The organism is Pseudomonas sp. GW821-FHT01A09 (assembly GCF_058986725.1).
The window spans coordinates 47,280-71,660 of record NZ_JBYSWB010000013.1 but is presented as its reverse complement, the minus strand read 5'-3'; the positions used below and the strand labels follow the sequence as shown (position 1 = coordinate 71,660).

The window sequence follows — 24,381 nt, the reverse complement described above, 5'->3', positions numbered from 1 at the left end:
TCGCCTTTGTGCTTTATGAGCCCCCTGTAGCGAGGGGGCTTGCCCCCGAAAAATCGTACCATCGCATCGTCGTAGCAGGTACGCCGCAATCGGGGGCAAGCCCCCTCGCTACAGGTGGGTGCTCAGGACTTGGCCGTCACCACCATCTTCTTCGCATGCGCCAGCGACTCCTTGGTCAAATCGATACCACCGAGCATGCGCGCGACCTCTTCGACCCGCTCATTTTTGTTGAGGCTCGACACCGCCGTGCGCGTCTCGTCGCTGCCGCGCACCTTGTGCACGAACAGATGGTGATGCCCTTGCGCTGCGACCTGCGGCAAGTGCGTCACGGTCAGTACCTGCCCGCGTTCACCCAGTCGGCGCAGCAGCTGCCCGACGATCTCCGCGGTCGGGCCGCCGATACCTACATCCACTTCGTCGAATACCAGCGTCGGCACGCGGGACGTCTGGGCGGTGATCACCTGGATCGCCAGGCTGATCCGTGACAGCTCGCCCCCGGACGCGACCTTGGCCAGCGCCTTGAGCGGCAATCCGGGGTTGGCGCTGACCATCAGCTCAACCTGCTCCAGCCCGTGGGGCTGCATGCTGTCGCTGCCATGGGGGCGCAGTTCGATGCTGAATCGCCCGCCCGGCATGCCCAGTCGCTGGATCTCTGCCTCCACCGCCGTGGCCAGGCTGTGTGCGGCCTGTTGGCGCAACTCGCTCAGCTCTCGGGCTTTTTCCTGGTAGTGGCGAGCATAGGACGCCAGCTCGTCGCCCAGACGCTCGATGGATTCATCATTGGCATTCAGCGTTTCGATTTCGTCGAGCAGCGTCTGGTGCATGTGCGCCAGTTCGCTCGGCTGAATGCGGTGCTTGCGCGCCAGGGTATAGATAGTGTCGAGGCGCTCATCGATGTACTGCAGGCGCGCTGGATCGGCATCGAAATGATCGAGAAAACGATTGAGCTCGCCTACCGCTTCCTCGACCTGAATCTGCGCGCTGGAAATCATGCCCGCAGCTTCGCCCAAGGCGTGGGGCGGGTTATGGGTGGCGCCGAGGCGGTTGAGGCTGGCGGTCAAGGCGCTGAGCACGTTGCCCGAATCGTTCTCACTGCACAGGTCGATGACCTGTCGGCAGATGCCGAAAAGCGCCTCGGCATTGGTCAGGTTTTTCTGCTCGGTTTCCAGTTCATCCAGCTCGTGCTCGCCCAGCGCCAGGTTTTCCAGCTCCTCGAGCTGATAGCTGAGCAATTGGTGCCGCGCCCGTTGCTCGTCACCGGAGTTGCGCAGGTGTTCCAGCTCCTGATGGGTTTGCCGCCAGCGCTGCGCGGCCATTTGCACCTGCCGTGACAGATCTCCAGCGCCGGCGTATTCATCCAGCAGGCGGCGATGGGTGTCGGTCTTGAGCAGCGACTGGTGTTCGTGCTGGCTGTGGATATCGATCAGCAGCTCGCCCAAGGCCTTGAGGTCGCCCAGCGGGCAGGGCGTGCCGTTGATATAGCCACGCGAACGGCCCTCGGCGGTGATCACCCGACGCAGGATGCATGGCCCGGCCGAATCGAGGTCGCGCTCGGCGAGCCAGGCGCTGGCCTCGGGGATGTCCGCCAGGTCGAAGGAGGCGAGGATGTCGGCCTTGTCGGCACCGGGGCGCACCACGCCAGGCTCGGCGCGATCACCCAGGGTCAGGCCCAGGGCGTCGAGCATGATGGATTTGCCAGCACCGGTTTCCCCGGTAATGACGCTCATGCCGCGCGCGAGTTCGAGGTCGAGGTGTTCGACGATGGCGTAGTTGTGTACGGACAGGTGCACCAACATAAAGGCAGCTCCCAGGCTCAATGTCTGGTTATTTATACAGTGGTTTCGGTTGGGCTGGCAATGCCCTCGCTTAGGTCTATTTGCGCGTGAAATGGAAATTTTTATCGCGATTGTGTAACAGCGCCGTACAGCGCCTTATCTGCATCAACCCCTTGAAGCGCAATTTTGCGACCCCATATACCCGGTCAGAAGCGCGACAACGGCTCGCCCACGACATTGATTGACAGGAGAATTTGCATGGCTGACGAACAGACTCTGGATGACCTGAACCCGGAAGCGAACCAGGCCGGCGACGCAGGTGGCGATGATCACGCTGCGCGCATCAAGACGCTGGAAGAACAACTGGCCGCAGCCCAGGATCAGTCTCTGCGGGTTGCTGCCGACCTGCAGAACATTCGTCGCCGCGCCGAGCAGGATGTCGAGAAGGCTCACAAGTTCGCCCTGGAGAAGTTCGCCAGCGACCTGCTGCCGATCATCGACAGCCTCGAGCGCGGCCTGGACCTGTCCAACCCCGACGACGAAAACATCCGTCCGATGCGCGAAGGCATCGAGCTGACCTTGAAGATGTTCCAGGACACCCTCAAGCGCTACAACCTCGAAGCCCTCGACCCGCACGGCGAACCGTTCAGCGCCGAGCTGCATCAGGCGATGGCCATGCAGGAAAGCGCCGACGTCGAGCCCAACAGCGTGCTCAAGGTGTTCCAGAAGGGCTATAGCCTCAACGGCCGCCTGCTGCGCCCGGCCATGGTCGTGGTCAGCAAGGCGCCGACGCCACAGCAGCCGTCGATCGACGAAAAGGCCTGATGGAATTTCTGTCGGCAGCCTTGAAAAGCGCCAACAGGCCCCCATTTTAGAGTCAAGCGTTTAAGTGCTACCGCAGATGGCCACAACCTCTGCGGCAACCAAATCAAGCAAGTTTCGGAGAGTAACGACATGGGCAAGATTATCGGTATCGACCTGGGGACCACCAACTCCTGCGTCTCGATTCTGGAAAACGGCAAGGTTAAAGTGATCGAGAACGCCGAAGGCGCTCGCACCACCCCTTCCATCATCGCTTACGCTAACGATGGCGAGATCCTGGTCGGCCAGTCCGCCAAGCGTCAAGCGGTCACCAACCCGCACAACACCCTGTACGCGGTAAAGCGTCTGATCGGTCGTCGCTTCGACGAAGAAGTCGTTCAGAAAGACATCCAGATGGTTCCCTACAAGATCGTCAAGGCTGACGGCACTGGCGACGCCTGGGTTGAAGTGAACGGCCAGAAAATGGCGCCGCCACAGATCTCGGCTGAAATTCTCAAGAAGATGAAGAAGACCGCCGAAGACTACCTCGGTGAAGCCGTCACCGAAGCGGTCATCACCGTACCGGCCTACTTCAACGACAGCCAGCGTCAGGCCACCAAGGACGCCGGCCGTATCGCCGGTCTGGACGTCAAGCGCATCATCAACGAGCCTACCGCTGCCGCACTGGCCTACGGTATGGACAAGGCCAAGGGCGACCACACTGTCATCGTTTATGACCTGGGTGGCGGTACGTTCGACGTTTCGGTCATCGAAATCGCCGAAGTCGATGGCGAGCACCAGTTCGAAGTGTTGGCCACCAACGGCGACACCTTCCTGGGTGGTGAAGACTTCGACATCCGCCTGATCGACTACCTCGTCGACGAGTTCAAGAAAGAAAGCGGCATGAACCTCAAAGGTGACCCGCTGGCCATGCAGCGCCTGAAAGAAGCCGCTGAAAAAGCCAAGATCGAGCTGTCCTCGAGCCAGTCGACCGACGTCAACCTGCCGTACATCACCGCAGACGCTACCGGTCCTAAGCACCTGAACGTCAAGATCTCCCGCGCCAAGCTGGAATCCCTGGTCGAAGACCTGGTTCAACGCACCATCGAGCCTTGCCGCATCGCGCTGAAAGACGCCGGTATCGACGTCGGTTCGATCAACGACGTGATCCTGGTCGGCGGCCAGACTCGTATGCCACTGGTGCAGAAGCTGGTGACTGACTTCTTCGGTAAAGAAGCCCGCAAGGACGTCAACCCGGACGAAGCCGTTGCCATGGGCGCTGCCATCCAGGGCGCGGTTCTGGCTGGCGACGTCAAGGACGTGCTGCTGCTGGACGTCAGCCCGCTGACCCTGGGTATCGAAACCATGGGCGGCGTGATGACCGCGCTGATCGAGAAAAACACCACGATTCCTACCAAGAAGTCGCAAGTGTTCTCGACCGCCGACGACAACCAGAGCGCCGTGACCATTCACGTGCTGCAAGGTGAGCGCAAGCAAGCCGGTCAGAACAAGTCCCTGGGCAAGTTCGACCTCGCCGAGATTCCACCAGCTCCACGTGGCGTGCCGCAAATCGAAGTGACCTTCGACATCGACGCCAACGGCATCCTGCACGTAGGTGCCAAGGACAAGGCCACTGGCAAGACCCAGTCGATCGTGATCAAGGCCAACTCCGGTCTGTCCGATGAAGAAATTCAACAGATGATCCGTGACGCCGAAGCCAACTCGGAAGAAGACCGCAAGTTCGAAGAACTGGCCGCAGCCCGTAACCAGGGTGATGCACTGGTGCACTCGACTCGCAAAATGATCTCCGACGCTGGCGACAAGGTCACCGCTGAAGAGAAGACCGCTATCGAAGCTGCGCTGGTCGCCCTGGAAGCCGCCGTCAAAGGCGACGACAAGGCCGCTATCGAAGCCAAGGTCGAAGAGCTGTCCAAGGTCTCCGCTCCAGTGGCGCAGAAAATGTACGCCGAACAGGCTGAACAGCCTCAAGGTGCTGCACAGCCTGCCGGTGAAGAAGCCAAGAAGCACGATGACGTCGTCGACGCCGAGTTCGAAGAAGTCAAAGACAACAAGTAAGACTGCTTGTTGGTCGGCCAGTTGACTGCCCTTGTGCAGTGGCTGGTAGGATGTCGCCGCGCGGGGGCTTGCTCCCGCGTTGGCGTGTCTGGAATCCACGAATTTTTACAGCATGCGACACGATCGGATGTTGGCCGCACGGCCTGCTGCGCTCTTGCGTGCTGGCTCTCAAAAAGAGTGCAAAGACTTATGGCTAAGCGTGACTATTACGAAGTGCTGGGGGTGGAGCGAGGCTCCAGCGAGGCGGACCTGAAGAAGGCCTATCGCCGCCTTGCGATGAAGCATCACCCGGACCGTAATCCGGATGACAAGGAGTCGGAAGAGAAATTCAAGGAGGCCAACGAGGCCTATGAAGTGCTCTCCGACGCCAGTAAACGTGCTGCCTACGACCAATACGGTCATGCCGGCGTCGACCCGCAGATGGGTGGCGGTGGCGGTCCTGGTTTTGGCGGGCAGAATTTTTCCGACATCTTTGGTGATGTCTTCAGCGATTTCTTCGGTGGTGGCCAGGGCCGCGGCGGTCGTGGCGGCGCTCAGCGCGGCAGCGATCTGCGTTACACCCTGGAGCTCGATCTCGAAGAGGCCGTTCGCGGTACCACGGTCAACATCCGCGTGCCGACGCTGGTCAACTGCAAGCCTTGTGATGGCAGCGGCGCCAAGAAAGGCTCGGCGCCGATCAACTGCCCGACCTGTGGTGGTATCGGCCAGGTCCGCATGCAGCAGGGCTTCTTCTCGGTGCAGCAGACCTGCCCGCGTTGCCATGGCCAGGGCAAGATCATCTCCGACCCGTGCGATTCGTGCCACGGCGCCGGCCGCGTCGAAGAGTCCAAGACCCTTTCCGTCAAGGTGCCGCCAGGCGTCGATACCGGCGACCGTATTCGCCTGTCCGGCGAAGGCGAGGCGGGTGCGCAGGGTGGTCCGACCGGCGACCTGTATGTGGTGATCAGCGTGCGCGAGCATGCGATTTTCCAGCGCGACGGCAAGCATCTGTTCTGTGAAGTGCCGATCAGCATCACCGATGCGGCGCTGGGTGCGGAGCTCGAAGTGCCGACGCTGGATGGTCGCGTCAAGTTGAGGATCCCCGAGGGTACGCAGACCGGCAAGCAGTTCCGTCTGCGCGGCAAGGGCGTTGCCCCGGTGCGCGGTGGCGGTGCTGGCGACCTGATGTGCCGGGTGGCGGTCGAGACGCCGGTCAACCTGGGGCGTCGCCAGCGCGAGCTGCTCGAAGAGTTCCGGGCTTCGCTCGAAGGCGACACCAGTCACTCGCCCAAGGCCAATGGCTGGTTCGAAGGCGTGAAGCGCTTCTTCGGCGATCTTTGATTTGACCAAAGGCTGAGAGCCTCTTCGCGGGCAGAGCCCGCTCCCGCAGGAGATTGCATTCCAGTCTGTGGGAGCGGGCGCTGCCCGCGAAGCTTTTAAGGGATACGCATATGCGTCGTATAGCTGTAATGGGCGCCGCCGGGCGCATGGGCAAGAACCTGATCGAAGCGGTGCAGCAGCGCGCGCCGCTGACCGGCCTGACCGCCGCCATCGTTCGTCCGGGCAGCACGCTGCTCGGCGCCGATGCGGGCGAGCTGGCGTCCCTGGGGCGTATCGGAGTACAGCTGGTGGGCAGCCTGGCGCCAGTTGTCGATGAGTTCGATGTGCTGATCGACTTCACCTTGCCGGACGTGATGCTGCAGAACCTGGCGTTCTGCCGCAAGGCGGGCAAGGCCATGGTCATCGGCACCACGGGCTTGTCGGCCGAGCAGAAGCAGCAGTTGGTCGAGGCCGGCAAGGACATCCCGATCGTCTTCGCTTCCAACTTCAGCGTCGGCGTTAACCTGTCGTTCAAGCTGCTGGAGATGGCGGCGCGGGTGATGGGGGAAGAGGCCGATATCGAGATCATCGAGGCCCATCACCGGCACAAGGTCGATGCCCCTTCGGGTACGGCAGTGAGCATGGGTGAGGTGATCGCCAAGACGCTGGATCGTGACCTGAGCAAGGTTGCGGTGTATGGCCGTCAAGGTCATACCGGTGCCCGCCAGCGCGACACCATAGGTTTCGCCACGGTGCGCGGCGGCGATGTGGTGGGCGATCACACGGTATTGTTCGCCGCCGAAGGCGAGCGCGTCGAGATCACCCACAAGGCCTCGAGCCGCATGACCTTCGCCAAGGGTGCCGTGCGTGCGGCGCTGTGGCTGGATGGCAAGACGCTAGGTCTGTATGATATGCAGGATGTGCTGGATCTGCATTGATCCTCCCCGCCACATCTGTAGCGAGGGGGCTTGCCCCCGATAACGATGTCTGGCGTTCTGAGGGGTGCCAGGTAAACCCTTTCGGGGGCAAGCCCCCTCGCTACAGATTCGGTGTTTCTCCTGTCGCCTGCTCTGATCTTTTCGACGGAATACGGGTGGACCAAAAAGGCCTTTTTCTGTAAGCTACAGCTTTAGTGTGTCCACTAAAAGCGCGCAGATAATTTCGACGAGAAAGCGGGGTGACGTGTCTATACGTCATTCCGCTTTTTTGCAACCTGCGATCGCCCTTTCAGGCTTTATTTACGGGAGGTCTTCTTGACTACGCCAGCCATACTCGCCCTTGCTGATGGCAGCATTTTTCGCGGTGACGCCATTGGAGCCGACGGTCAGACCGTTGGCGAGGTGGTGTTCAACACCGCAATGACCGGCTATCAGGAAATCCTCACAGATCCTTCCTACGCCCAGCAAATCGTTACCCTGACTTACCCGCACATCGGCAACACCGGTACCAACCCGGGTGATGCCGAGTCCAACCAGGTCTGGTCTGCCGGCCTGGTCATCCGTGATCTGCCGCTGGTCGCCAGCAACTGGCGCAACACGATGTCGCTGTCGGATTACCTGAAGGCCAACAACGTTGTCGCCATTGCCGGTATCGACACCCGTCGCCTGACCCGCATCCTGCGTGAGAAAGGCGCCCAGAACGGCTGCATCATGGCCGGCGACAACATCAGCGAAGAGGCCGCCATCGCTGCTGCGCGCGGCTTCCCGGGCCTCAAGGGCATGGACCTGGCCAAGGTCGTCAGCGTCAAGGAAAGCTACGAGTGGCGCTCCTCGGTCTGGGACCTGGCCACCAACGAGCACGCCCAAATCCCGGCCAGCGAGCTGCCTTACCACGTGGTCGCCTTCGACTACGGCGTCAAGGTCAACATCCTGCGCATGCTGGTCGAGCGCGGCTGCCGCGTCACCGTGGTGCCGGCGCAAACCCCGGCCAGCGACGTGCTGGCGCTCAACCCGGATGGCGTGTTCCTGTCCAACGGTCCGGGCGATCCCGAGCCTTGCGACTACGCTATCCAGGCGATCAAGGAAGTGCTCGAGACCGAGATTCCGGTGTTCGGCATCTGCCTGGGTCACCAGTTGCTGGCCCTGGCCTCCGGTGCCAAGACCGTCAAGATGGGTCACGGTCACCACGGTGCCAACCACCCGGTCCAGGACATGGACACCGGCGTGGTCATGATCACCAGCCAGAACCACGGTTTTGCGGTCGACGAGGCCACCCTGCCGAGCAACGTGCGCGCCATCCACAAGTCGCTGTTCGACGGTACCCTGCAAGGTATCGAGCGCACCGACAAGAGCGCCTTCAGCTTCCAGGGTCACCCTGAAGCGAGCCCGGGCCCGAACGATGTGGCGCCGCTGTTCGACCGCTTTATCGATGCCATGGCCAAGCGCCGCTGAGCCTGACCAGCATCGAAAGCCCACGCGTGCCAGCAGCGGCCCCATCAGGGTGGCCGCCACTGGCGCCAACGAATGATGTCAAGCCGGCCATCCCCCGGGATCGCCGACTGAATTGCGGACTTGAGTGACAACCCATGCCAAAACGTACAGACATAAAGAGCATCCTGATCCTCGGTGCCGGCCCGATCGTCATCGGTCAGGCCTGCGAATTCGACTACTCCGGCGCCCAGGCCTGCAAAGCCCTGCGCGAAGAGGGTTACCGCGTCATCCTGGTGAACTCCAACCCGGCCACCATCATGACCGACCCGGCCATGGCCGACGCCACCTACATCGAGCCGATCAAGTGGCAGACCGTGGCCAAGATCATCGAAGCCGAGCGTCCTGACGCGCTGCTGCCGACCATGGGTGGCCAGACCGCCCTGAACTGCGCCCTGGACCTAGAGCGCGAAGGCGTACTGGAAAAGTTCGGCGTCGAAATGATCGGTGCCAATGCCGACACCATCGACAAGGCCGAAGACCGCTCGCGCTTCGACAAGGCCATGAAGTCCATCGGCCTGGCGTGCCCGCGCTCCGGTATCGCCCACAGCATGGAAGAAGCCAATGCGGTCCTCGAGACCCTGGGCTTCCCGTGCATCATTCGTCCGTCCTTCACCATGGGCGGCACCGGTGGCGGTATCGCCTACAACCGTGAAGAGTTCGAAGAAATCTGCGCCCGTGGTCTGGACCTGTCGCCGACCAAGGAACTGCTGATCGACGAATCGCTGATCGGCTGGAAAGAATACGAGATGGAAGTGGTCCGCGACAAAAAGGACAACTGCATCATCGTCTGCTCGATCGAGAACTTCGACCCAATGGGCGTGCACACCGGTGACTCGATCACCGTTGCGCCAGCACAGACCCTGACGGACAAGGAATACCAGATCATGCGCAACGCCTCCCTGGCGGTACTGCGCGAGATCGGTGTCGAGACTGGCGGTTCCAACGTGCAGTTCGGCATCTGCCCGAACACCGGCCGCATGGTCGTGATCGAGATGAACCCACGGGTATCGCGTTCCTCGGCACTGGCTTCCAAGGCTACCGGCTTCCCGATCGCCAAGGTCGCGGCCAAGCTGGCCGTCGGTTACACCCTCGATGAGCTGCAGAACGACATCACCGGCGGCAAGACCCCGGCGTCCTTCGAGCCGTCCATCGACTACGTGGTCACCAAGCTGCCGCGCTTCGCCTTCGAGAAATTCCCGAAAGCCGACGCCCGCCTGACCACCCAGATGAAATCCGTGGGTGAAGTCATGGCCATCGGCCGGACCTTCCAGGAATCCCTGCAGAAAGCCCTGCGCGGCCTGGAAGTCGGTGTGTGCGGCCTCGACCCGAAAGTCGAGCCGAGCAACCCTGAATTCCAGAGCATCCTCAAGCGCGAGCTGACCGTGCCGGGCGCCGAGCGTATCTGGTACGTGGCCGACGCCTTCCGTGCCGGCATGACCTGCGACGAGATCTTCGCCCTGACCATGATCGACCACTGGTTCCTGGTGCAGATCGAAGACCTCATCAAGGACGAAGAGAAGGTCAAGACCCTCGGTCTGGCCGACATCGACAAGGCCCTGATGCTCAAGCTCAAGCGCAAAGGCTTCAGCGACCAGCGTCTGGCCAAGCTGCTGGGCATTACCGACAAGAATCTGCGCCGTCATCGCCACAAGCTCGAAGTGCTGCCGGTGTACAAGCGCGTCGACACCTGCGCCGCCGAGTTCGCCACCGACACCGCCTACCTGTACTCCACGTACGAGGAAGAGTGCGAGGCCAACCCTTCGACCCGCGACAAGATCATGATCCTCGGTGGCGGCCCGAACCGTATCGGCCAAGGCATCGAGTTCGACTACTGCTGCGTGCACGCAGCCCTGGCGCTGCGTGAAGACGGGTACGAGACCATCATGGTCAACTGCAACCCGGAAACCGTTTCCACCGACTACGACACCTCCGACCGCCTGTACTTCGAGCCGCTGACGCTCGAAGACGTGCTGGAAGTGGTCCGCGTCGAGAAGCCTAAAGGCGTGATCGTCCAGTACGGCGGCCAGACCCCGTTGAAACTGGCTCGCGCCCTGGAAGAAGCCGGCGTGCCGATCATCGGTACCAGCCCGGACGCCATCGACCGTGCCGAAGACCGTGAGCGCTTCCAGCAGATGGTTCAGCGCCTGAACCTGCTGCAGCCGCCGAACGCCACCGTGCGCAGCGAAGAAGAAGCCATCCGTGCCGCTGGCGTGATCGGCTACCCGTTGGTGGTACGCCCGTCCTACGTACTGGGCGGCCGTGCCATGGAGATCGTCTACGAGCTGGACGAACTCAAGCGCTACCTGCGCGATGCCGTACAGGTGTCCAACGACAGCCCGGTACTGCTCGATCACTTCCTCAACTGCGCCATCGAGATGGACGTGGATGCGGTGTGCGACGGTACCGACGTAGTCATCGGCGCCATCATGCAGCACATCGAGCAGGCGGGTGTTCACTCCGGTGACTCCGCGTGCTCGCTGCCGCCGTACTCGTTGCCTGCCCAGGTGCAGGACGAAGTCCGCGATCAGGTCAAGAAGATGGCCCTGGAACTGGGTGTGGTCGGCCTGATGAACGTTCAGCTGGCCCTGCAGGGCGACAAGATCTACGTGATCGAAGTCAACCCGCGTGCTTCCCGTACCGTGCCGTTCGTGTCCAAGTGCATCGGCACCTCGCTGGCGATGATCGCCGCGCGCGTCATGGCTGGCAAAACCCTGAAAGAGCTGGGCTTCACCAAGGAAATCATTCCCAACTTCTACAGCGTCAAGGAAGCGGTGTTCCCGTTCGCCAAGTTCCCGGGCGTCGACCCGATCCTCGGCCCAGAGATGAAGTCCACCGGTGAAGTCATGGGTGTCGGTGACACCTTCGGCGAAGCCTTCGCCAAGGCTCAGATGGGCGCCAGCGAAGTGCTGCCGACTGGCGGCACCGCATTCATCAGCGTGCGTGACGACGACAAACCACTGGTGGCGGGTGTCGCTCGCGACCTGATCGCCCTGGGCTTCGAAGTAGTCGCCACCGCCGGTACCGCCCGCGAAATCGAAGCGGCCGGCCTGAAAGTACGTCGTGTGAACAAAGTGACCGAAGGTCGCCCGCACGTGGTCGACATGATCAAGAACGACGAAGTCACCTTGATCATCAACACCACCGAAGGCCGTCAGTCGATCGCTGATTCCTACTCCATCCGTCGCAACGCCCTGCAGCACAAGATCTACTGCACCACCACGATCGCTGCGGGCGAGGCTATCTGCGAAGCGCTGAAGTTCGGTCCCGAAAAGACCGTTCGCCGCTTGCAGGATCTGCATGCAGGGCTCAAGGCATGATCAAATACCCCATGACCGTCCAGGGCGCTCGCTCCCTGGAAGAAGAACACGCGCACCTGACCAAGGTGGTGCGTCCCAAGCTCAGCCAGGACATCGGTACTGCGCGTGAGCTGGGAGATCTGAAAGAAAACGCCGAGTACCATGCTGCCCGCGAGCAGCAGGGTATGGTGGAAGCGCGCATCCGTGACATCGAAGGCCGCCTGCAGAATGCGGTGATCATCGACGTCACCACGATCCCGCACACCGGCAAGGTGATTTTCGGCACTACAGTGGAGATCGCCAACGTCGAGACCGACGAATCCGTGACCTATCACATCGTCGGGGAAGACGAGGCGGACTTCAAGCTAGGCAAGATTTCGGTGGGTTCGCCCATTGCTCGCGCCTTGATTGCCAAGGAAGAGGGCGATGTGGTGGTGGTGAAGACGCCGAGCGGCGTAGTCGAGTACGAGATCGTCAGCGTCAAGCACATCTGACGAGGTAAGCCCTTCGCGGGCAAGCCCTGCTCCTACGCTGTGGGAGCAAGGCTTGCCCGCGAAACTCTCGGTCCATCAATGAAAACGATGGATGTTCGAAAGCTGCTTGTTCACCTGCGGGTTCTTGCGGTAGATCAACGCCATCTTGCCGATGACCTGCACCAGATCGGCGCGGCCGGTCTTGCACAGCTGTGCAATGGTTGCCAGGCGTTGTTCGCGATCGAGGATGTTGAGCTTGATCTTGATCAGCTCGTGATCACTCACGGCGCGTTCGAATTCTGCTAAAACACCTTCAGTCAATCCATTATCTGCCACAATCAGAACCGGTTTCAGATGGTGGCCGATGGATTTGTACTGTTTCTTCTGCTCCTGAGTGAGCGGCATAATCTGACCCTTTGTCTGATCTTGTAAAAAGCGGCGGCCAGTTTACCCGAGCGGCAATCTCCGCGCCCAGTTAATCGCGACGCCAGAAATATCGAGGTGCCCAGTGGCCCGTTCCAAAACCAGTCTTGGTTGGCTGAAAGAACATTTCAACGATCCTTACGTCAAGATGGCGCAGAAGGATGGTTACCGCTCCCGTGCGAGCTACAAGCTCCTGGAAATCCAGGAAAAGGACAAGATCATCCGTCCTGGCATGAGCGTGATCGACCTCGGCGCCGCGCCGGGTGGCTGGTCGCAGGTCACCAGCCGGCTGATCGGCGGCCAGGGCAAGCTGATCGCTTCCGACATCCTGGAAATGGACAGCATCCCCGATGTGACCTTCATCCAGGGCGACTTCACCGAGGACGCCGTGCTGGCGCAGATCCTCGAGGCAGTAGGTAATTCCAAGGTAGACCTTGTTATTTCCGACATGGCCCCCAATATGAGTGGGATGCCGGCTGTCGATATGCCGCGGGCCATGTTCCTCTGTGAACTGGCGTTGGATCTGGCGAGCCGGGTACTGAAGCCGGGTGGCGACTTCCTGATCAAGATCTTTCAGGGCGAAGGCATCGACGTCTATCACAAGACCGTTCGGCAGATGTTTGACAAGGTACAGGTGCGTAAACCGGATTCCTCACGGGATCGTTCACGCGAACAATACCTGCTGGGCCGCGGGTTCCGCGGTGGCGACGAGCAATAATAGGGGCTTTGGGCCGCATTGATTGATTTTTTCAATGGGGCGATTGGTCAGCACATAGGCCAATATTGTAGTCAATGCTTTACAAAGGGTTACAGACTGTGTCTGCAGACTACGAAAGTGTCGTGTAAGTTAGGCCGATGATTATCATGCGAGGCACGTCTGCCCCGGTGGCTTGCTTCAGAGGGTAGTGAATTGAACGATATGGCAAAGAACCTCATCCTGTGGTTGATCATTGCAGCCGTCCTGGTGACGGTCATGAACAACTTCTCCAGCCCTAACGAGCCGCAGACCCTCAACTATTCCGACTTCATTCAGCAAGTCAAGGATGGCAAGGTCGAGCGTATCACCGTGGACGGCGCGGTTATCACTGGCAAGCGCAACGACGGTGACAACTTCAAGACCATCCGTCCGAACATCGCCGACAACGGCCTGATCGGCGACCTGGTCGACAATCACGTCACGGTCGAAGGCAAGCAGCCTGAGCAGCAGAGCATCTGGACTCAACTGCTGGTGGCGAGCTTCCCGATCCTGGTGATCATTGCCGTGTTCATGTTCTTCATGCGCCAGATGCAGGGCGGTGCTGGAGGCAAGGGCGGGCCGATGAGCTTTGGCAAGAGCAAGGCTAGGCTGCTGTCCGAGGATCAGGTCAAAACCACCCTGGCTGACGTCGCGGGTTGCGACGAGGCCAAGGAAGAGGTGGGTGAACTGGTCGAGTTTCTGCGCGATCCGGGCAAGTTTCAGCGCCTGGGCGGGCGTATCCCACGCGGTGTGCTGATGGTTGGTCCTCCGGGTACGGGTAAAACCCTGCTGGCCAAGGCCATCGCCGGTGAAGCCAAGGTGCCGTTCTTCACCATCTCCGGTTCCGACTTCGTTGAAATGTTCGTGGGCGTCGGTGCAAGCCGCGTGCGTGACATGTTCGAGCAAGCGAAAAAACACGCGCCGTGCATCATCTTCATCGACGAGATCGACGCTGTGGGTCGCCATCGTGGCGGCGGCATGGGCGGTGGTCACGACGAGCGTGAGCAGACCCTCAACCAGTTGCTGGTAGAGATGGACGGCTTCGAAATGAATGACGGCATCATCGTCATCGCCGCGACCAACCGTCCTGACGTGCTCGACCCGGCGCTGCTGCGTCCAGGTCGCTTCGACCGCCAGGTAGTGGTCGGCTTGCCGGACATCCGTGGCCGCGAGCAGATCCTCAAGGTGCACATGAAAAAGGCGCCGCTGGGCGACGACGTCAACCCAGCTGTGATCGCCCGTGGTACGCCCGGCTTCTCCGGTGCCGACCTGGCCAACCTGGTCAACGAGGCCTCGTTGTTCGCTGCCCGCAACGGCAAGCGCATCGTCGAGATGAAAGAGTTCGAGCTGGCCAAAGACAAGATCATGATGGGCGCCGAGCGCAAGACCATGGTCATGTCCGAGAAAGAAAAACGTAACACCGCTTACCATGAGGCGGGTCACGCCATCGTCGGTCGCGTCGTGCCTGAGCATGATCCGGTCTACAAAGTGTCGATCATCCCCCGTGGCCGAGCGCTGGGTGTGACCATGTTCCTTCCTGAGGAAGATCGTTACAGCTTGTCCAAGCGTGCGCTGATCAGCCAGATCTGCTCGCTGTACGGCGGTCGTATCGCCGAAGAGATGACCTTGGGCTTCGACGGCGTCACCACCGGCGCTTCCAACGACATCATGCGTGCCAGCCAGATTGCGCGGAACATGGTCACCAAGTGGGGCCTATCTGAAAAGCTCGGCCCGCTGCTGTATGCCGAGGATGACGATCAGCCGTTCCTGCGTGGCGGTGGCAGTTCGGGCAACGCCAGCGTGTCGGGTGAAACCGCCAAGCTGATCGACTCCGAAGTGCGTTCGATCATCGACAATTGCTACAGCACCGCTCAGCAGATCTTGACGGACAAGCGCGCTCAGCTGGACGCCATGGCCGATGCGTTGATGAAGTACGAGACTATCGATGCTGACCAGATCGACGATATCATGGCCGGACGTACCCCACGCGAGCCGCGCGATTGGTCGGGCGGTGGTTCGGGTTCTGCTGGCACACCTGTCAAAGAAGGTGAATTGCCTTCGAACCCGATCGGTGGGCCAGCGGCTCAACACTAAGGTCTCCGGCCTCAAGGTTTGACATGATATCCACGCTACACCCGACCCGGTTGCCTTGTGGCAACCGGGTTCTCGATTTGTCCCGTACCCATGTCATGGGTATCCTCAATATCACCCCCGATTCGTTTTCCGATGGTGGCCGGTTCGCCCAGCGCGACCTGGCCATTCGGCACGCCGCGGCGATGGTCGAAGCGGGTGCGACTCTGATCGACGTCGGTGGCGAGTCCACACGCCCCGGTGCCAAAGCCGTGGGCGTTGCCGAGGAGCTCGATCGTGTGGCTCCGGTCGTCGACGCGATCGCGCGCGAGCTGGACGTCATCATTTCGGTCGACACCTCCACGCCGCAAGTCATCAGCGAAACAGCACGCCTCGGCGCCGGGTTGATCAACGATGTGCGTTCGCTGCGTCGTCCTGGCGCGCTGCAGGCGGCTGCCGACACTGGTTTGCCGGTGTGTCTGATGCATATGCTCGGCGAGCCAGGTGACATGCAGGACGCGCCTCATTACGATGACCTGGTAGGTGAGGTCAGTGCCTTCCTGGATGAACGTATGCAGGCGTGTGCGGCGGCGGGTATCCCGGCCGAGCGCATCGTCCTCGACCCGGGTTTCGGCTTTGCCAAGACCCACGAGCACAACTTGAGCCTGTTCCGCCACATGGAAGCCCTGCACGCCCTCGGGCGGCCGCTGCTGGTCGGGGTGTCGCGCAAGAGTATGGTCGGCCGTGCCTTGAACCGCACGGTCGATCAGCGCCTCAGCGGCAGCCTGGCTCTCGCGGCGCTGGCCATGTTCAAGGGCGCGCGCATCCTGCGTGTGCATGACGTGGCTGAAACGGTCGATGTAGTGCGTATGATTGCAGCGGTCGAAGCCGCCGAATAGGCGCCCGAGTTCAGCGCCTGAGGGTGCTGCCGAACAAGACAGGATTGAAATTCATGAGCAGAAAGTATTTTGGCACCGACGGTATTCGTGGGCGTGTTGGCGAGTATCCGATCACCCCCGACTTCATGCTCAAGCTGGGTTGGGCAGCCGGCATGGCATTTCGCAAGATGGGTGCCTGTCGAGTGCTGGTGGGTAAGGACACGCGTATCTCCGGGTACATGTTCGAGTCCGCCCTGGAGGCTGGTCTGTCCGCTGCAGGCGCCGATGTGATGCTGCTGGGGCCGATGCCGACACCCGCCATCGCGTATCTGACGCGCACCTTCCACGCTGAGGCGGGCATCGTCATCAGTGCCTCGCACAACCCCCACGATGACAACGGCATCAAGTTCTTCTCGGGTCAGGGCACCAAGCTGCCCGACGAGATTGAGTCGATGATCGAGGAGTTGATGGACGCGCCAATGACCGTGGCCGAATCCAGCAAACTGGGCAAGGTGTCACGGATCAACGACGCGGCCGGTCGCTACATCGAATTCTGCAAGAGCAGCGTACCGAGCAGCACCGATTTTGCCGGCCTCAAGCTAGTGGTCGATTGCGCCCATGGTGCGACCTACAAAGTTGCCCCAAACGTGTTTCGCGAGCTCGGTGCCAACGTCACTGTGCTGTCTGCGGCGCCCGATGGCCTGAACATCAACGACAACTGCGGTTCGACGCACATGGAGGCCCTGCAGGCAGCCGTGCTGATCGGTCACGCCGATATGGGCATTGCCTTCGATGGTGATGGCGATCGCGTGCTGATGGTCGATCACGCGGGCGCTATCGTCGACGGTGACGAATTGCTGTTCATCATCGCTCGCGACCTGCAAGAGCGTGGTCGTCTCAATGGCGGCGTGGTCGGCACTCTGATGAGCAACCTCGGCCTGGAGCTGGCGTTGCAGGATCTGGCGATTCCGTTCGTGCGGGCCAAGGTCGGCGACCGCTACGTGATGGCCGAGCTCAAGGAGCGTGACTGGCAACTGGGCGGCGAGAACTCCGGGCATGTGGTGTGCTGCCAGCACACCACCACCGGGGACGCGATCATCGCTGCGCTGCAAGTGTTGCTGGCGCTCAAGCGTCGCGACGAAAGCCTCGCCCACGCCCGCCAGGCGCTGCGCAAGTGCCCGCAGGTGCTGGTCAACGTGCGTTTTGCCGGGGGGGATGTCGACCCCTGCGAGCATCCGGCGGTCAAGGAGGCCTGTGAGCGCGTGACGGCCGCCATGGGCGGTCGTGGCCGGGTCTTGCTGCGCAAGTCCGGGACCGAGCCGCTGGTGCGCGTGATGGTCGAAGGCGACGACGAAAAGCAGGTTCGTGGCTATGCCGACGAGCTGGCAAAACTGGTAAGTGAAGTTTGCGCCTGAATACGGCTTGCCAGTGATGATCTGGTTGGGTAACATCTGCGCCCACTTTGACCGACGAGGTACAGCATGCGTCGCACGATGGTAGCAGGTAACTGGAAAATGCACGGTACCGGCAACAGCGTCGCTGAGCTGATCAAGGGACTGAGCAATCTGTCTCTCCCGGGTTCGGTCGACGTGGCGGTGTTCCCTCCGGCGTTGTATATCGATCGCGTCGTCGCTGGCCTGCAAGGACAGTCGATTGTGGTCGGTGGGCAGAATAGTGCCCAGCAAGCAGAACAGGGTGCACTGACCGGTGAGATCTCGCCGGCGCAGTTGGCGGAAGCCGGTTGCAAGCTGGTCTTGGTAGGGCACTCGGAACGCCGGCAGATTTTTGCCGAGTCCGATGAGCTGCTGGTTCGCAAGTTTGCGGCAGCCCAGGCCAGTGGCTTGACCCCGGTGCTCTGTGTAGGGGAAACCCTGGAAGAGCGCGAGGCGGACAAGACCCTCGCAGTAGTCGGTCGGCAGATCGATAGCGTCATCGATGCCCTGGGCATCGACGCTTTCGTCAACGCGATCATCGCCTATGAGCCTGTATGGGCCATCGGCACGGGCCTCACGGCCTCGCCGCAGCAAGCGCAGGATGTGCACGCCGCCATTCGCGCGCAGCTGGCGGCAAAGAATTCTGAAGTGGCGGGTAATACGCGGCTTCTATACGGCGGCAGCGTGAAGGCGGCCAATGCGGCTGAGCTGTTCGGCATGCCGGATATCGATGGGGGGCTCATTGGTGGAGCTTCCCTGAATGCAGATGAGTTCGGTGCGATCATTCGCGCCGCGGGAAACTGAGAAAATGCTGGAAACAGTCGTAGTCGTTTTTCATCTGCTGGGTGCCCTGGGCGTCGTTGCTCTGGTTTTGCTGCAGCAGGGTAAAGGTGCGGACGCTGGCGCGTCGTTCGGAGCAGGTGCATCAAATACTGTCTTCGGAGGCCAAGGTTCCTCTACCTTTCTTAGTAAGTTTACTGCTATACTAGCTGCATGTTTTTTCATAACCAGCCTGGGGTTAGGTTACTTTGCTAAAGAGAAAGCTCACGAGCTGACTCAAGTAGGTCTCCCTCAAGCACCAGCGGTTGTGGCACCAAAGCAAAAGCCGGTTTCAGATGATGTTCCGGTGCTTCAAGAGCAAAAGAGTGATGTGAAATCTGACGTCCCTCCGGCTCAAGAGCAAAAGTGATACTCGCAAGAGCATCATGGTTGTACGGGTAGTAAATGTTGTATTGCCGAGGTGGTGGAATTGGTAGACACGCAACCTTGAGGTGGTTGTGCCCATAGGGTGTAGGGGTTCGAGTCCCCTTCTCGGTACCAATTAATCAGGGGAGCCCGCAGATGCGGGCTTTCTTGTCGGTGAAAGGTTGGATTGACCCCGATAGGGGTTAAGTCTTATACTTTTGCCCCAGCTTTGTCGCGGGATGGAGCAGTCTGGTAGCTCGTCGGGCTCATAACCCGAAGGTCGTTGGTTCAAATCCAGCTCCCGCAACCAGTTTTAGCAGAGCCCCTTTTTAGGGGCTTTTTGTTGGCTGGACAGTCTTTGCGCCGGTATTCAACGGCGTATCCGGGATGGGCGCTTCGCCCATTTTTTATTTGCATTAGCATGCATGAACATGCACGAGGGGGTTCAGGTGTCGAGCAAGCTAGAACAGTTGCAGGCCTTGTTGGCCCCGGTGGTCGTGGCCCTTGGCTATGAATGCTGGGGGATCGAATTTTCCGCTCAAGGTCGTCATTCTTTGTTGCGCGTCTATATCGACAAGGAAGGCGGCGTGCTGGTGGATGACTGTGCAATCGTCAGTCGCCAGATCAGCGGCGTACTGGACGTTGAAGATCCTATCTCCGTCGAGTACACCCTTGAAGTTTCTTCTCCCGGCATGGAGCGCCCGCTGTTCACCCTTGAACAGTTTGCCCAATTTGTCGGCGAACAAGTGAAGATCAAGCTGCGTTCGCCCTTCGAAGGGCGTCGCAACTTTCAGGGTTTTCTCCGCGGGGTGGAGGAACAGGATGTTGTGGTCCAGGTAGACGATCACGAGTTCCTGCTGCCGATCGATATGATCGACAAGGCCAACATTATTCCCAGTTTTGACTGAGACGCGGATCCCGCGGATCCAAATGGCTTGCGAAAGGCGAGGCGTACGATGAGCAAAGAAGTACTGCTGGTTGTTGAGTCGGTATCCAATGAAAAGGGCGTACCGGCGGGCGTTATTTTTGAGGCGCTGGAAATAGCGCTGGCTACGGCCACCAAAAAACGTTTTGAAGACGAAGTTGACCTGCGTGTGGAAATCAACCGCCACACCGGTGCCTATGAGACGTTCCGTCGCTGGACCGTGGTCGAGGAGGCTGATCTTGACGATCCGGCCATCGAGACCTGGCCTAGCAAGGTGGAAATCTCGCACCCCGGCGCCAAGGTCGGTGAAGTGGTCGAAGAAAAGATCGAGTCGATCGAGTTCGGCCGTATCGCTGCCCAGACCGCCAAACAGGTCATCGTGCAGAAAGTTCGCGAAGCCGAACGTGCTCAAGTGGTCGATGCCTATCGCGAGCGTCTCGGCGAGATCATCTCCGGGACCGTCAAGAAGGTCACCCGTGACAACGTCATCGTCGACCTGGGCAACAACGCCGAAGCGTTGCTGGCCCGCGAAGACATTATTTCCCGGGAAACTTTCCGGGTGGGCGTGCGCCTGCGTGCACTGCTCAAGGAAATCCGCACCGAGAACCGCGGTCCGCAGCTGATTCTGTCGCGTACTGCGCCAGAGATGCTGATCGAACTGTTCCGCATCGAAGTGCCGGAAATCGCCGAAGGGCTGATCGAAGTCATGGCCGCGTCCCGTGATCCTGGCTCCCGAGCCAAGATCGCCGTACGTTCCAAGGACAAGCGCATCGATCCTCAGGGCGCCTGCATCGGTATGCGCGGTTCCCGCGTACAGGCCGTTTCGGGTGAGCTGGGCGGCGAGCGTGTCGACATCGTCCTCTGGGACGATAACCCTGCGCAATTCGTGATCAACGCGATGTCGCCTGCCGAAGTGGCCGCCATCATCGTTGATGAGGATGCCCATGCCATGGACATCGCGGTCGGCGCAGACAACCTGGCTCAAGCGATTGGCCGCGGTGGACAGAACGTCCGCCTGGCCAGCCAACTGACCGGTTGGACCCTGAACGTGATGACCGAATCGGACATCCAGGCCAAGCAGCAAGCAGAAACCGGCGACATCCTGCGCAACTTCATCGACGAGCTGGAAGTCGATGAAGAGCTGGCGCAGGTGCTGGTTGATGAAGGTTTCACCAGCCTGGAAGAGATTGCCTACGTACCGTTGGAAGAAATGCTCAACATCGACGGCTTTGACGAAGATATCGTCAACGAGCTTCGCGCTCGTGCCAAGGATCGTTTGTTGACCAAAGCCATCGCTACTGAGGAAAAGCTGGCAGACGCCCATCCGGCCGAAGACCTGCTCTCGCTTGAGGGTATGGACAAGGATTTGGCGATGGAACTGGCGGTGCGCGGCGTAATTACCCGCGAAGACCTGGCCGAGCAGTCTATTGACGATCTGCTCGACATCGACGGCATTGACGATGATCGTGCCGGCAAGTTGATCATGGCCGCCCGAGCCCACTGGTTCGAGTAAGTAGGCGCGGCCTGAGGAGAGAAGTGCATGACGCAAGTCACGGTGAATGAACTGGCCAAAGAGGTCGCTGCACCGGTAGAGCGCCTGTTACAGCAGATGCGTGAGGCAGGTCTGCCGCACACCGACGCCGGACAAGTTGTGACCGATAATGAGAAGCAGGCTCTGCTGGCTCATTTGAAAAGCAGCCACAAGGTAAAAGTGGAAGAACCGCGCAAGATCACTTTGCAGCGCAAAACCACGAGCACCCTGCGCGTAGCGGGTAGCAAGAGCATCAGCGTAGAAGTACGCAAGAAGAAAGTTTTCGTTCAGCGCAGCCCGGAAGAAATCCAGGCCGAGCAGAAGCGCGAGCTCGAAGAGCGTGGTGCGGCTGAAGCGGCTGTGCGCCAGAAGGCCGAGGAAGAAGCTCGCCAGAAGGCCGCCAAGGAAGCCCCGAGCGCGCCGCAAGGCACCGCCGCCGTCGCCGAGGCCGCTCCGGCTGCCCCTGCAGCAGCGCCGGCCGCTGCACCGGTTCAGGCGCCTGTCGCCGCCGAAGCCTTCGTGGCCTCGGCTCCAGCGCCTGCTGGTGAGCGCAAGCGTGAAGAACCACCACGCCGCCCGGACAAGGCCAAAGGTGAAGACGACCGCCGTGCTGGCGAGCGCAAGAACCAGCCACACCGCGCTACCGTCAAGGAGAAGGCGCCGACTCCGCGTGCCGCACCGCGTACCACCGAAGAAGAAAGCGACAGCTTCCGTCGCGGTGGCCGTGGCAAGGGCAAGCTGAAAAAGCGCAACGCTCACGGTTTCCAGAGCCCGACCGGCCCTGTCGTGCGTGACGTACAGATCGGCGAAACCATCTCGGTCGGCGATCTGGCCGCACAGATGTCGGTCAAGGCTGCCGAAGTCATCAAGTTCATGTTCAAGCTGGGTACTCCAGCCACCATCAACCAGGTACTGGATCAGGAAACTGCCCAACTGGTTGCTGAAGAACTGGGCCACAAAGTGACTCTGGTCAGCGACACCGCCCTGGAAGACTCCCTGGCCGAATCGTTGAAGTTCGAAGGCGAAGCCTTTGCACGTGCACCGGTGGTGACCGTCATGGGCCACGTCGACCACGGCAAGACCTCGCTGCTCGACTACATTCGTCGTGCCAAGGTCGCCGCTGGCGAAGCCGGTGGTATCACCCAGCACATCGGTGCCTACCACGTCGAAACCGACCGTGGCATGGTCACCTTCCTCGACACCCCGGGTCACGCCGCGTTTACCGCAATGCGTGCCCGTGGTGCCAAGGCGACCGACATCGTCATCCTCGTGGTGGCAGCGGACGACGGCGTGATGCCGCAAACCATCGAAGCCGTTCAGCATGCCAAGGCAGCTGGCGTCCCGCTGGTGGTCGCGGTCAACAAGATCGACAAGCCGGGTGCAGACCTGGATCGCATCCGCAGCGAGCTGTCGGTGCACGGCGTGACTTCCGAAGACTGGGGTGGCGACACTCCATTCGTACCGGTCTCGGCCAAAGCGGGTACAGGTGTCGACGAGCTGCTCGAAGCCGTATTGCTGCAAGCCGAAGTACTGGAACTGACTGCAACCCCTTCGGCCCCTGGCCGTGGTGTGGTGGTCGAGTCTCGTCTGGACAAGGGTCGTGGCCCGGTGGCTACCGTGCTGGTACAGGACGGTACCCTGCGTCAGGGCGACATGGTCCTGGTCGGTTCGAACTATGGCCGCGTGCGTGCCATGCTCGACGAGAACGGCAAGTCGATCAAGGAAGCCGGTCCATCCATCCCTGTCGAGATCCTCGGCCTGGACGGTACTCCGGACGCTGGCGACGAAATGAGCGTAGTGGCTGACGAGAAGAAAGCCCGTGAAGTCGCGCTGTTCCGTCAAGGCAAGTTCCGCGAAGTCAAGCTGGCCCGTGCTCACGCCGGCAAGCTGGAAAACATCTTCGAGAACATGGGTCAGGAAGAGAAGAAGACGCTCAACATCGTCCTCAAATCCGACGTCCGTGGTTCCCTCGAAGCGCTGCAGGGTGCGCTCAACGGTCTGGGCAACGACGAAGTGCAAGTGCGTGTGGTCGGTGGCGGCGTCGGTGGTATCACCGAATCCGATGCCAACCTGGCACTGGCCTCCAATGCAGTACTGTTCGGCTTCAACGTACGTGCCGATGCCGGCGCGCGCAAGATCGTCGAGCAGGAAGGTCTGGATATGCGTTACTACAACGTGATCTACGACATCATTGAAGACGTCAAGAAAGCCCTGACCGGCATGCTCGGCAGCGATGTTCGCGAGAACATCCTGGGTGTCGCCGAAGTGCGTGACGTGTTCCGTTCGCCGAAGTTCGGTGCGATCGCCGGTTGCATGGTCATCGAGGGTGTGGTCTACCGCAACCGTCCGATCCGTGTACTGCGCGAAGACATCGTGATCTTCGAAGGCGAGCTGGAATCGCTGCGTCGCTTCAAGGACGATGCGTCCGAAGTGCGTGCCGGCATGGAGTGCGGTATCGGCGTCAAGAGCTACAACGACGTCAAGGCCGGCGACAAGATCGAAGTCTACGAGAAGGTCCAAGTGGCTCGTACGCTCTAATCCGCGAGCTCATGGAACCGCGCGAACGTTTCGCCCGGTTCTGAACGCAACGCCCGGTCCGGCTTCATGCCTGACCGGGCGTTTGCCGCTCTAGTTACAGGTAGTGAAACATGGCAAAAGAATATAGCCGTACCCAACGGATCGGCGATCAGATGCAGCGCGAGCTGGCACAATTGATCCGTCGTGAAGTCAAGGATCCCCGCGTGGGCCTGGTCACCATCACCGCCGTCGACGTCAGCCGTGACGTGGGTCATGCCAAGGTGTACATCACCGTGATGGGCGAGGACAGCGCCGAAGACATCAAGCAGAGCATCAAGGTGCTCAACAGCGCAGCGGGCTTCTTGCGTATGCAACTGGCCAAGGAAATGAAGCTGCGCAGCGTGCCGCAACTGCACTTCCATTACGACGAAAGCGTGTCGCGCGGTGCCCACCTGTCGGCGCTGATCGAGCGTGCCGTGGCCGAGGACAATCTTCACCCTGAAGACGGTCCGGAAACAGACGCCAAGGAGTAAT

The 24,381-nt window shown here is 60.6% G+C and carries 19 protein-coding genes and 2 tRNA genes; 19 read left to right on the top strand and 2 right to left on the bottom strand.

The window, feature by feature from the left end; all coding sequences use genetic code 11:
- Positions 1-122: 122 nt before the first annotated feature.
- Positions 123-1,796: a DNA repair protein RecN gene (recN, locus tag AC3WJP_RS16260; protein ID WP_493722789.1), complete on the bottom strand. Its 1,674-nt coding sequence runs from the start codon at positions 1,794-1,796 to the stop codon at positions 123-125.
- Positions 1,797-2,033: 237 nt separating this feature from the next.
- Between recN and grpE the strand changes: the two genes are divergently transcribed.
- The 7 genes from grpE (at position 2,034) to greA (ending at position 12,170) form a co-directional block, all read left to right on the top strand.
- Positions 2,034-2,600, top strand: a complete 567-nt coding sequence (grpE, locus tag AC3WJP_RS16255) for a nucleotide exchange factor GrpE (protein WP_493722788.1) — start codon at positions 2,034-2,036, stop codon at positions 2,598-2,600.
- Positions 2,601-2,729: 129 nt separating this feature from the next.
- A complete protein-coding gene (gene dnaK / locus AC3WJP_RS16250; protein ID WP_493722787.1) occupies positions 2,730-4,652 on the top strand; it encodes a molecular chaperone DnaK in 1,923 nt (640 codons plus the stop codon).
- Between the two features lie 189 nt (positions 4,653-4,841).
- Positions 4,842-5,972, top strand: coding sequence for a molecular chaperone DnaJ (gene dnaJ / locus AC3WJP_RS16245; protein ID WP_493722786.1), 1,131 nt, complete (start codon positions 4,842-4,844; stop codon positions 5,970-5,972).
- Positions 5,973-6,082: 110 nt separating this feature from the next.
- Positions 6,083-6,889 (top strand): 4-hydroxy-tetrahydrodipicolinate reductase, encoded by an 807-nt coding sequence (dapB, locus tag AC3WJP_RS16240; protein WP_493722785.1) that lies wholly within the window; start codon positions 6,083-6,085, stop codon positions 6,887-6,889.
- Positions 6,890-7,204: 315 nt separating this feature from the next.
- Positions 7,205-8,341 carry a glutamine-hydrolyzing carbamoyl-phosphate synthase small subunit gene (gene carA / locus AC3WJP_RS16235; RefSeq protein WP_493722784.1) on the top strand — a complete coding sequence of 379 codons (1,137 nt, stop codon included), beginning with the start codon at positions 7,205-7,207 and terminating at the stop codon, positions 8,339-8,341.
- A gap of 134 nt (positions 8,342-8,475) precedes the next feature.
- A complete protein-coding gene (gene carB / locus AC3WJP_RS16230; RefSeq protein ID WP_493722783.1) occupies positions 8,476-11,697 on the top strand; it encodes a carbamoyl-phosphate synthase large subunit in 3,222 nt (1,073 codons plus the stop codon).
- Entirely contained in the window at positions 11,694-12,170 is a 477-nt protein-coding gene (gene greA / locus AC3WJP_RS16225) for a transcription elongation factor GreA (protein WP_493722782.1), read from the top strand. The genes carB and greA overlap by 4 nt, the downstream gene beginning before the upstream one ends.
- A gap of 75 nt (positions 12,171-12,245) precedes the next feature.
- Here greA and AC3WJP_RS16220 read toward each other — a convergent pair whose 3' ends face one another.
- The gene (locus AC3WJP_RS16220; protein WP_493722781.1) at positions 12,246-12,554 is read right to left on the bottom strand and encodes a YhbY family RNA-binding protein; all 309 of its coding nucleotides are present in this window, start codon (positions 12,552-12,554) and stop codon (positions 12,246-12,248) included.
- 103 nt (positions 12,555-12,657) lie between these two features.
- Here AC3WJP_RS16220 and rlmE point away from each other — a divergent pair, with 103 nt between their 5' ends.
- From rlmE to rbfA, 12 genes are all read left to right on the top strand, one after another.
- Entirely contained in the window at positions 12,658-13,290 is a 633-nt protein-coding gene (rlmE, locus tag AC3WJP_RS16215; RefSeq protein WP_493722780.1) for a 23S rRNA (uridine(2552)-2'-O)-methyltransferase RlmE, read from the top strand.
- Between the two features lie 201 nt (positions 13,291-13,491).
- Positions 13,492-15,402, top strand: coding sequence for an ATP-dependent zinc metalloprotease FtsH (gene ftsH, locus AC3WJP_RS16210; RefSeq protein ID WP_493722779.1), 1,911 nt, complete (start codon positions 13,492-13,494; stop codon positions 15,400-15,402).
- Between the two features lie 23 nt (positions 15,403-15,425).
- Positions 15,426-16,277: a dihydropteroate synthase gene (gene folP, locus AC3WJP_RS16205; protein ID WP_493722778.1), complete on the top strand. Its 852-nt coding sequence runs from the start codon at positions 15,426-15,428 to the stop codon at positions 16,275-16,277.
- Positions 16,278-16,330: 53 nt separating this feature from the next.
- Positions 16,331-17,671 carry a phosphoglucosamine mutase gene (gene glmM, locus AC3WJP_RS16200; RefSeq protein ID WP_493722777.1) on the top strand — a complete coding sequence of 447 codons (1,341 nt, stop codon included), beginning with the start codon at positions 16,331-16,333 and terminating at the stop codon, positions 17,669-17,671.
- A gap of 66 nt (positions 17,672-17,737) precedes the next feature.
- On the top strand, positions 17,738-18,493 hold the full coding sequence (tpiA, locus tag AC3WJP_RS16195; RefSeq protein WP_226507090.1) for a triose-phosphate isomerase: 756 nt from the start codon (positions 17,738-17,740) through the stop codon (positions 18,491-18,493).
- Between the two features lie 4 nt (positions 18,494-18,497).
- Positions 18,498-18,878 (top strand): preprotein translocase subunit SecG, encoded by a 381-nt coding sequence (gene secG, locus AC3WJP_RS16190; RefSeq protein WP_493722776.1) that lies wholly within the window; start codon positions 18,498-18,500, stop codon positions 18,876-18,878.
- 45 nt (positions 18,879-18,923) lie between these two features.
- A tRNA-Leu gene (locus AC3WJP_RS16185) sits at positions 18,924-19,009 on the top strand.
- A 98-nt stretch (positions 19,010-19,107) separates the two neighbouring features.
- Positions 19,108-19,184, top strand: a tRNA-Met gene (locus AC3WJP_RS16180).
- 139 nt (positions 19,185-19,323) lie between these two features.
- Positions 19,324-19,782, top strand: coding sequence for a ribosome maturation factor RimP (gene rimP / locus AC3WJP_RS16175; RefSeq protein WP_493722822.1), 459 nt, complete (start codon positions 19,324-19,326; stop codon positions 19,780-19,782).
- Between the two features lie 48 nt (positions 19,783-19,830).
- Positions 19,831-21,312 (top strand): transcription termination factor NusA, encoded by a 1,482-nt coding sequence (gene nusA / locus AC3WJP_RS16170; RefSeq protein WP_493722775.1) that lies wholly within the window; start codon positions 19,831-19,833, stop codon positions 21,310-21,312.
- A 27-nt stretch (positions 21,313-21,339) separates the two neighbouring features.
- The gene (infB, locus tag AC3WJP_RS16165; protein ID WP_493722774.1) at positions 21,340-23,868 is read left to right on the top strand and encodes a translation initiation factor IF-2; all 2,529 of its coding nucleotides are present in this window, start codon (positions 21,340-21,342) and stop codon (positions 23,866-23,868) included.
- A gap of 110 nt (positions 23,869-23,978) precedes the next feature.
- Entirely contained in the window at positions 23,979-24,380 is a 402-nt protein-coding gene (rbfA, locus tag AC3WJP_RS16160; protein WP_226507086.1) for a 30S ribosome-binding factor RbfA, read from the top strand.
- Position 24,381 lies beyond the last annotated feature (1 nt).

What these genes read in the sequence shown, in the direction of transcription:
- recN (WP_493722789.1), bottom strand. Translation starts at nt 1,796, where the DNA reads ATGTTGGTGCACCTGTCCGTACACAACTACGCCATCGTCGAACACCTC.
- grpE (WP_493722788.1), top strand. Translation starts at nt 2,034, where the DNA reads ATGGCTGACGAACAGACTCTGGATGACCTGAACCCGGAAGCGAACCAG.
- dnaK (WP_493722787.1), top strand. Translation starts at nt 2,730, where the DNA reads ATGGGCAAGATTATCGGTATCGACCTGGGGACCACCAACTCCTGCGTC.
- dnaJ (WP_493722786.1), top strand. Translation starts at nt 4,842, where the DNA reads ATGGCTAAGCGTGACTATTACGAAGTGCTGGGGGTGGAGCGAGGCTCC.
- dapB (WP_493722785.1), top strand. Translation starts at nt 6,083, where the DNA reads ATGCGTCGTATAGCTGTAATGGGCGCCGCCGGGCGCATGGGCAAGAAC.
- carB (WP_493722783.1), top strand. Translation starts at nt 8,476, where the DNA reads ATGCCAAAACGTACAGACATAAAGAGCATCCTGATCCTCGGTGCCGGC.
- greA (WP_493722782.1), top strand. Translation starts at nt 11,694, where the DNA reads ATGATCAAATACCCCATGACCGTCCAGGGCGCTCGCTCCCTGGAAGAA.
- AC3WJP_RS16220 (WP_493722781.1), bottom strand. Translation starts at nt 12,554, where the DNA reads ATGCCGCTCACTCAGGAGCAGAAGAAACAGTACAAATCCATCGGCCAC.
- ftsH (WP_493722779.1), top strand. Translation starts at nt 13,492, where the DNA reads ATGGCAAAGAACCTCATCCTGTGGTTGATCATTGCAGCCGTCCTGGTG.
- folP (WP_493722778.1), top strand. Translation starts at nt 15,426, where the DNA reads ATGATATCCACGCTACACCCGACCCGGTTGCCTTGTGGCAACCGGGTT.
- glmM (WP_493722777.1), top strand. Translation starts at nt 16,331, where the DNA reads ATGAGCAGAAAGTATTTTGGCACCGACGGTATTCGTGGGCGTGTTGGC.
- tpiA (WP_226507090.1), top strand. Translation starts at nt 17,738, where the DNA reads ATGCGTCGCACGATGGTAGCAGGTAACTGGAAAATGCACGGTACCGGC.
- secG (WP_493722776.1), top strand. Translation starts at nt 18,498, where the DNA reads ATGCTGGAAACAGTCGTAGTCGTTTTTCATCTGCTGGGTGCCCTGGGC.
- nusA (WP_493722775.1), top strand. Translation starts at nt 19,831, where the DNA reads ATGAGCAAAGAAGTACTGCTGGTTGTTGAGTCGGTATCCAATGAAAAG.
- infB (WP_493722774.1), top strand. Translation starts at nt 21,340, where the DNA reads ATGACGCAAGTCACGGTGAATGAACTGGCCAAAGAGGTCGCTGCACCG.
- rbfA (WP_226507086.1), top strand. Translation starts at nt 23,979, where the DNA reads ATGGCAAAAGAATATAGCCGTACCCAACGGATCGGCGATCAGATGCAG.